This window comes from Gemmatimonas sp. (assembly GCF_044376735.1).
Taxonomy (GTDB): domain Bacteria; phylum Gemmatimonadota; class Gemmatimonadetes; order Gemmatimonadales; family Gemmatimonadaceae; genus Gemmatimonas.
The window spans coordinates 1-6925 of the sequence record NZ_JBILKJ010000140.1 but is presented as its reverse complement, the minus strand read 5'-3'; the positions used below and the strand labels follow the sequence as shown (position 1 = coordinate 6925).

The window sequence follows — 6925 nt, the reverse complement described above, 5'->3', positions numbered from 1 at the left end:
CGGTCGCGCCGCCGGTGGATTCGGTAAAGGCCGCACCAGCCGCCGACTCGAGCACGACTCCCGATACGACCAAGAAGGCCTGACCTTCAGCGGCCGACGATGCGAGCAGGCGTCGGCTACTGAAGGGGAAAAGCAGAAGGGCCCTGGGGATGTACCCCAGGGCCCTTCTGCCTACTCGATAAAATTGACGGCTATGGAACGGTGGCCGTGAACACCACCGGGTTATTCGTAATGCCGGTTCCGGTCACCGTCGCGGTGAGCGTGCGCGCGCCAGAACCCGTAGGCATGACCCACGACCCCGAGGCCGCAAATCCGAGCACATCGGTCAGTGCCACGACCGGTCCGGCACCACCGGCAATCGTGCCGCTGCCACCGCCCAGGGTGAACGTCACCGTGACGCCCGCGACCGCGTTGCCATAGATGTCGACGACCCGGACGACTGGGGCCGTACCCACCGCGGCACCTGCCACTGCAGCCTGCGCCTGGATTGACGTGACCGCGACCGTGACCGACGCCGCCGACAGCGCCGTACCAGTCACCACCCACGTCGGCTCGAGGCCAGCCTGCGTCACCCCCGTCACGACCGCACGAATACGATAGACGCCGACCACCGTACCAATGCGCCACGTGGTCACCTGCGCCAGACCGTCGGCGGCGGTGGTGATGGTCGCGCCGGTCAGCGTGTTGCCGGTTCCCGTCACGGCCTCGAACGTCACCGCGGCACCCGCTACGGGGTTTCCGTTCGCATCGATCACGCGCAGCGTGGGTAGCGGCGAAACGAAGCTGTTCACCGGGAAGTTGGCGAGCAGCGAGTCACCCACCACCTGCAAGGCCGCCGCGGCACCCGCCGTGGCCGTGGCTTGGAACACCACGTCGGAAAGTCCCGCCGTGGACGCCGTGAGCGTCTGCGCACCAGCTGTCGTGCCCAGTCGCCAGCTGCCGACACTCGCCTGACCCAGCGCGTTCGTGACCACCGAACCACCGGTCACTGTGCCACTCCCCACGCCGGGAGTAAACGTCACAGTTACACCAGCCACCGGGTTGCCACGGTTGTCCCGTACCACGACGGACGGGGCAATCGCCACCAGCGACCCAGCGACACTACTCTGGTTATTGCCAGCCGTGGCCGAGAACACCGCCGGGGCGCCTGCCGTCGCCGTTGCCGTGAACGTGACCGGGGTAAGCGTCAGACCGGTGGCCGTGGCGCGGAGGGTGTTGGCGCCCGGCGTTTCACCGAGCGTCCAGGCGCCGACCGTGGCCGTGCCGTTGGCATCGGTAAGGGGACGACGGACAACCGCCGATCCGCCACCCGCGGTCACCTCGAACACCACTTCCTGACCGACAATGGGGTTGCCAAACGCGTCGCTGATGCGCACCGCCGGGTCGATGGGGAGCGTGCGTCCCACCGTGGCCGTCTGGTTGTTGCCGGCCACGATCGTCAGTGCCGCCGCGGCAGCGTTGCGCGCCGTGGCCGTGAACACCACCGGCGTGAGCGTACCGGCTGTAGCCGTGAGGGTGTAGTTCTGGGCGATGCTGCCGAGTTGCCAGCCGTCTGGCGTGGCGAGGCCCGACGCGTTTGTGGTCTTGGTGCCACCCACCACGTTCGAGCCCGCCGAGGCCACGAAGGTGACCGACGTGTTGGCTACCGGGTTGCCGTTGGCATCGACGACACGAATGGAGGGCAGCGGCGTGACGAGTGCGCCGACCACCCCGGTGAAGGACGTCGCGCCCACCGCCGCGGCCGCAGCGGCCGTACCGGCGGTCCCCGTGGCCGTGAAGGTGATCGGATTTCCCGTGACACCATTCGAGAGTACCAGCGCCTGCAGGCGATTCGTGCCCGCCGCCGCGCCAAGCCGCCACTCGCCGACGGTCGCGATGCCGTTGGCGTTGGTGGTCGCACCGGCGCCGGTGATGCTGCCGCCACCACTCGCCACACTGAACAGGACCGAGGTGCCGGCGACGACGTTGTTGAATCGGTCGCGAACGATCACCGAGGGTGCCGCGGTTAGCGTAGCACCGGCCAGCGCGCTCTGATTGTCGCCGCCCTGGATCGCGACTGCCGCGGGGGCACCAGCCGCCGCGGTCGCGACGAAGGTGGCGGTGGTCGTCACGCCGGCGATCGCGGCCGTGACGCGCTGTACGCCTGCGCTACCACCCAGGCGCCAGCGCGTCTCGGCGATACCGCTGTTGTTGGTCGTATCCACTGTCGGCGTTACTGATCCACCACCCTCGGCCACAGTAAAGGTGACCACCACGCCGCCCACGGGACTCCCGCCGGCGTCGGCGACCTTTACCGACAAGAGATCGGGGGCGAACTCACCGACGACGCCGGTGCTCGAGGCGCCACTCACGGTGGCGATCGTGGCGGGTGGCTTGGGGCCGTCGTCGCCGTTGCAGGCGGCCAGCATGAAGGCGGTCAGCGTTACGGCAGCCGCGCGCGGCACCGGAAAGCCAACGGGAGCGTACTGTCTCGGCATGAGCGGGATCATTGAGGGTGGCAGGGGTACTTCGTGAGATCGACCTCGACACGCGGATCCGATATTCCCGCAGAGGATACTGCGTGAAGACTGCGTGCGAAAGAGCAGCAGGAGAACGCGCGTGAGGCTTGGAGCGCGGTGGCGATGTTCGCGTCAGCCGACATCATGCAGCGCGTGCTGCATGATGTCGGGGAGCGGCGCCGCATGGCAGTGGAACACACTCGCAAAGCCGTGCATGACGTGCTGCTGCACCTGCGAAAACGTGGGGGATGGTTGGCCCGCGTTATCACATTCGCGCGCCACCGTGCTCATCGTGACCTGATCGATGCCGCATGGCACCACGTGTTCGAACGTGGACAGATCGTTCGTGATGTTGAGCGCCACGCCGTGCCACGTCACCCAATCTTTTGCGTGCACGCCGATGCTGGCGAGCTTGCGCCGCCCATCGGCATCCTCGCGCCACACGCCGGTGAGCCCGGCCACACGACCGGTCTCGAGACCGACACCGCGCAACGCCACGATGATCGACTCTTCCACCTGCCGCAGATACCAGTGCAGGTCCTGCTTGTGGCGCTTGAGGTCGATGATGGGGTACCCCACCAGCTGACCAGGCTCGTGAATCGTCACGTCACCGCCGCGCTCCACGTCGCGCAGCTCCACGCCGCGCGACGCGAGATACTCCGGTGTGACCAGCAGATTGCCCGGCTTGGTGCTGCGGCCGAGCGTGACCACCGGCGGATGCTGCACCAGGATCAGCAGATCCTGATCGAGCGCCCCACTGATCCGCGCCGCCGCGGCGCGCTTCTGGATGCCCCACGCCACGTCGTAGGGCGTGAGGCCGAGATCGAGGACATACAACTGCATCAGGTCACGCGTGCAGCATCTTCCCCATCGAGTCCAGCACCGCTTCACCGATCGCTTCGCTGAGCGTCGGATGGGCGTGGATCGCCAAATCGATCTCTTCGACGGTGAACTCGTTCTCGCGGGCGACGACGAGCTCGTGAATGAGCTCCGTGGCGTGCGCACCCACGATGTGCGCGCCCAGAATCTCGCCGTACTTCGCGTCGCGGATGATCTTCACGAAGCCGTCGGTCTCACCGCTGGTGCGCGCGCGGCCGTTGGCGGAGAACGGGAACTTGCCCACCTTGTAGTCGAGCTTCTGATCCTTGCACGCCTGCTCGGTGAGGCCGATGCTGGCCACTTCCGGATGACAGTAGGTGCAGCTCGGGATGTTGTTGTAGTTCACCAGGTGCGGATGCTCGCCACCCAGCAGGTCGGCCAGCACATGCCCTTCGCGTGACCCCTTGTGGGCCAGCATCTGGTGCCCCGACACATCACCGATGGCGTAGTAGCCCGGCACGTTCGTTTCGAACTTCTCGGTGATCTTCACGAAGCCGCGTTCCGACTTGGCGATCCCCACCGTTTCGAGGCCGATCTTCTCCACGTTCGGCGCGCGTCCAGCCGCCACCAACACCTTCTCGACTTCGAGCGTGTGCGTGGTGCCGCCCGCTTCCACCACCATTGTGGCACCGGTCTTCGTGATCTTCGTGCTGGTGATCTTGGCACCCGTGAGCACCTCGATCTTCCGCTTCTTGAACGCCTTGGCCAGCTCGGCGCTGCAATCGGCGTCTTCGATGGGAAGAATCGTCGGGGCCACTTCCACCAGCGTGACCTTGGTGCCGAAGGCGGCGAACACGTCGGCGAATTCCACCCCCACGGCCCCGGCGCCCACGATGACCATCGAGGCCGGAGCCTTCTCGGCCACCAGCACATCGTCGCTGGAGAGCACGACCTGCTTGTCGAGTTCGAGACCGGCCTGCGGCAGCCCCTTCACACGCGAGCCGGTGGCGATCACGACGGCCTTCTTGGCTTCGTGCGTCTCCTTCTTGCCGTCGGGCAGCGTGACGGTGACCTTCTTCCCCTTCTCGAGGACGCCTTCGCCGCGGATCGACTGGACCTTGTACTTCTTCATCAGGAAGTCGACGCCCTTGGAGTTCTGCGCGCTGATGCTGCGCGAGCGCTTCATGGCCGGACCGAAGTCGAGCGTGATGCCGTCGAGCGTGATGCCGTGTTCGGCCGCCTTGCCGAGCTTCACGGCGAGGCCGGCGCTCTCGAGCAGCGACTTGGCGGGAATGCAGCCCCACAATACGCACGTGCCGCCGAGGGCTTCACGTTCGATGACGGCCACCTGCATACCCAACTGGGCACAGCGGATGGCGCACACGTAGCCGGCGGGACCACCGCCAAGAATGATGACGTCGAACAAAGCCATGATAGTCGGGGATAGACGGGGAATGACGATGACGTAAGCTAGCGGAAAACGCGCCAGCGTAGGGGGGCTATCCGAGCAGCCACTGGGCGGCTGAATACCATTGAAGCCGTTCTGGGAGCAGCCGCGTCGGCGGGGATTGATCCTGCGTGATGAGTAGGGCGACGGCGTGAGGGTGGCTCCTTGCGGCCGCCTCGAGCGCCCGCACCTCCCGCTCCCATGTTGCTTCGTCCGAGGTATCGAGGCACACCTGAACCAACAATGGCGGCTCGCCGGGCCTGGTCGCGAAGAAGTCCACCTCACGATCGTCGCCGACGCGCAGCCATGTGACGGAATACTCGCGTCGCTCCAGTTCGAGCAGCACCGCCGTCTCGAGCGCGCGCCCTCGGTGCTCCCGACCGGGCTGCTCGTAGAGTGGGATGAGGCCGGCGTCCACTGGGTAAACCTTGCGCGGGTTCACCAACCGTTGCTTTTCCGATGCGCTCTGCATGTCGAGCACGCGAACGAGGAAAGCGTCCTGCAGGTGGTCAAGGTAGGCGTGGAGCGTGTCCTTCCCGATCGGCACCCCCTGTGACCGCAGGAAGTTGTAGAACTTGTGCACGGTGAAGCTCCCCCCCGGCGTGGAAAGCAGGTGCCGTTGGAGCGCTCGCAACGCCGTGGGGTTCGAAACCTTGTGCCGCTCGATGACGTCGCGGAGGACCATGGTGTCGACGTACCCCGTGAGCAGTCTGGCGCGGTCACGCAGCTCCGTTCCTTGCGCTTCGGGGAACCCACCCGTTTTCAGGTAGTCGCGGAGCCGCGCGTCGAGGTCGGCTCGCTCGCCTGGGCTGAGACCATGCCACGGCTCCACTGGTTCAGCGTTTGCGTGGCGCAGCACTTCGCGGAAGGAGAAGGGATGCACCAGCACTTCGAGGAGCCGGCCGCGCACAGCCGTGGCAACTTCCTGGCTTAGCAGCTTCGCCGAGGAGCCTGAGACGATCACTTCGACGTTTTTTGCTTCCACGAGGCGATGGACCAGCGACTCCCACCCGTCGACAATTTGGATCTCGTCGAGGTAGAGGGAGAGGAGGCCCCCAGCGTGAATCGTCGGGAATTGCCGAGCATGCTCCTCGATGACCCACCCGAGGTCGAGCGCCGTCATTCCGATGAGGCGCTCATCCTCGAGCCCCAGCATGAGCTGGGACTCCCGTGGGCGCCCGCCCGCGATGCGATCGGCGCGCCGCTGGTGCAGAAACGACGTTTTCCCGCCGCGGCGCACCCCGATAACGGCGAGGGGCTTACCCGCAATTCCGGGTAAGCGCACGTCTCGCCTCGTGAGATCAGGCGGCGGCGCGGTCAGTGCCTCGGCCAGTTTCGCTCTCAGGAGGTCGGAGGAAATTGTCCTTTCCATCGTGACAAATTACCTCTTATTCATCCTTCCTGCAAGGACAAATACTCCGACTACTGCCGTACCGTCCGCACCCCGTCCGAGTACACCACCTCGACTGCCCGTCCTCCCGTGACCACCGCGTCGCCCGAGCGACGCACGAAGCCCATCAGCGCGCCGGTAGAGGCGTCGCGTACCATGGCCATGGGATAGGCCGTGCTGTTCCACGTGACGCGCGCCCGGCCGTCGGTGGTGCGCGCGACCTGCGCTTGCACCGGCGCCGGCAGCACCACCGGCGTGCCAGCCGCCGCGGGGGCTGTCATCCGGGCGCTCCTGCGCACCACCGACGACAACGGGGATCGCGCGTCGCGCACGCGGATGGAGGCGAGCCGCGCCTCGAGGGTGGCGCTCCAGGGCACGATCACGGCGAACTGTCGCTCATCCGCCGCCGTGGCGTGATCCACGCGCTGTGTCTCGATCTGCCGGTCGAGCAGCGTGGTGCCGTCGGCATCGAGCAGTTCGAGACGGTGCGAGGCCGATACGGCGCTCGCGCTGACCGGGGCGTTCACCCGGAAGGCCGGCTCCAGCTGGATCTGTCCGTTGACCACACGCCCCCACACCAGCAGTCCCTCGCCCGGGGCGTCGGTCGACGACACGCCGCCGGAGGTACTGCGGTACTGCATCACCGCCGCCCAGTTGTAGTCGCTGATCCACTGGTTGCTGCAGTAGCCCATGACATCGGTCCAGGTGGGCGACACGAGGGTGTTGGTCAGACTGTTCCAGCCCCAGAAGTTGATCACGCCGCCGACGTGG

Annotated in this window: 4 protein-coding genes and 1 pseudogene; all 5 read right to left on the bottom strand. The window is 66.5% G+C overall.

Translation table 11 applies throughout. From position 1 onward, the window contains the following. Positions 1 to 191 precede the first annotated feature (191 nt). Positions 192 to 2477: a hypothetical protein gene (locus ACIRA7_RS13750; RefSeq protein WP_396221417.1), complete on the bottom strand. Its 2286-nt coding sequence runs from the start codon at positions 2475 to 2477 to the stop codon at positions 192 to 194. A gap of 153 nt (positions 2478 to 2630) precedes the next feature. Continuing rightward, complete coding sequence (gene lipB, locus ACIRA7_RS13745) at positions 2631 to 3341, bottom strand: lipoyl(octanoyl) transferase LipB (protein ID WP_396221416.1); 711 nt, start codon at positions 3339 to 3341, stop codon at positions 2631 to 2633. 4 nt (positions 3342 to 3345) lie between these two features. Then, positions 3346 to 4749 (bottom strand): dihydrolipoyl dehydrogenase, encoded by a 1404-nt coding sequence (gene lpdA, locus ACIRA7_RS13740; RefSeq protein WP_396221415.1) that lies wholly within the window; start codon positions 4747 to 4749, stop codon positions 3346 to 3348. Positions 4750 to 4816: 67 nt separating this feature from the next. Further along, complete coding sequence (locus ACIRA7_RS13735; RefSeq protein WP_396221414.1) at positions 4817 to 6136, bottom strand: ATP-binding protein; 1320 nt, start codon at positions 6134 to 6136, stop codon at positions 4817 to 4819. Between the two features lie 50 nt (positions 6137 to 6186). Continuing rightward, positions 6187 to 6925 (bottom strand): annotated as a pseudogene (locus ACIRA7_RS13730) (hypothetical protein); the annotation flags it as partial.

Bases quoted from the DNA above. Each gene is read 5' to 3' on its own strand.
- lipB (WP_396221416.1), bottom strand. From the start codon at position 3,341: ATGCAGTTGTATGTCCTCGATCTCGGCCTCACGCCCTACGACGTGGCG.
- ACIRA7_RS13750 (WP_396221417.1), bottom strand. From the start codon at position 2,477: ATGCCGAGACAGTACGCTCCCGTTGGCTTTCCGGTGCCGCGCGCGGCT.
- lpdA (WP_396221415.1), bottom strand. From the start codon at position 4,749: ATGGCTTTGTTCGACGTCATCATTCTTGGCGGTGGTCCCGCCGGCTAC.
- ACIRA7_RS13735 (WP_396221414.1), bottom strand. From the start codon at position 6,136: ATGGAAAGGACAATTTCCTCCGACCTCCTGAGAGCGAAACTGGCCGAG.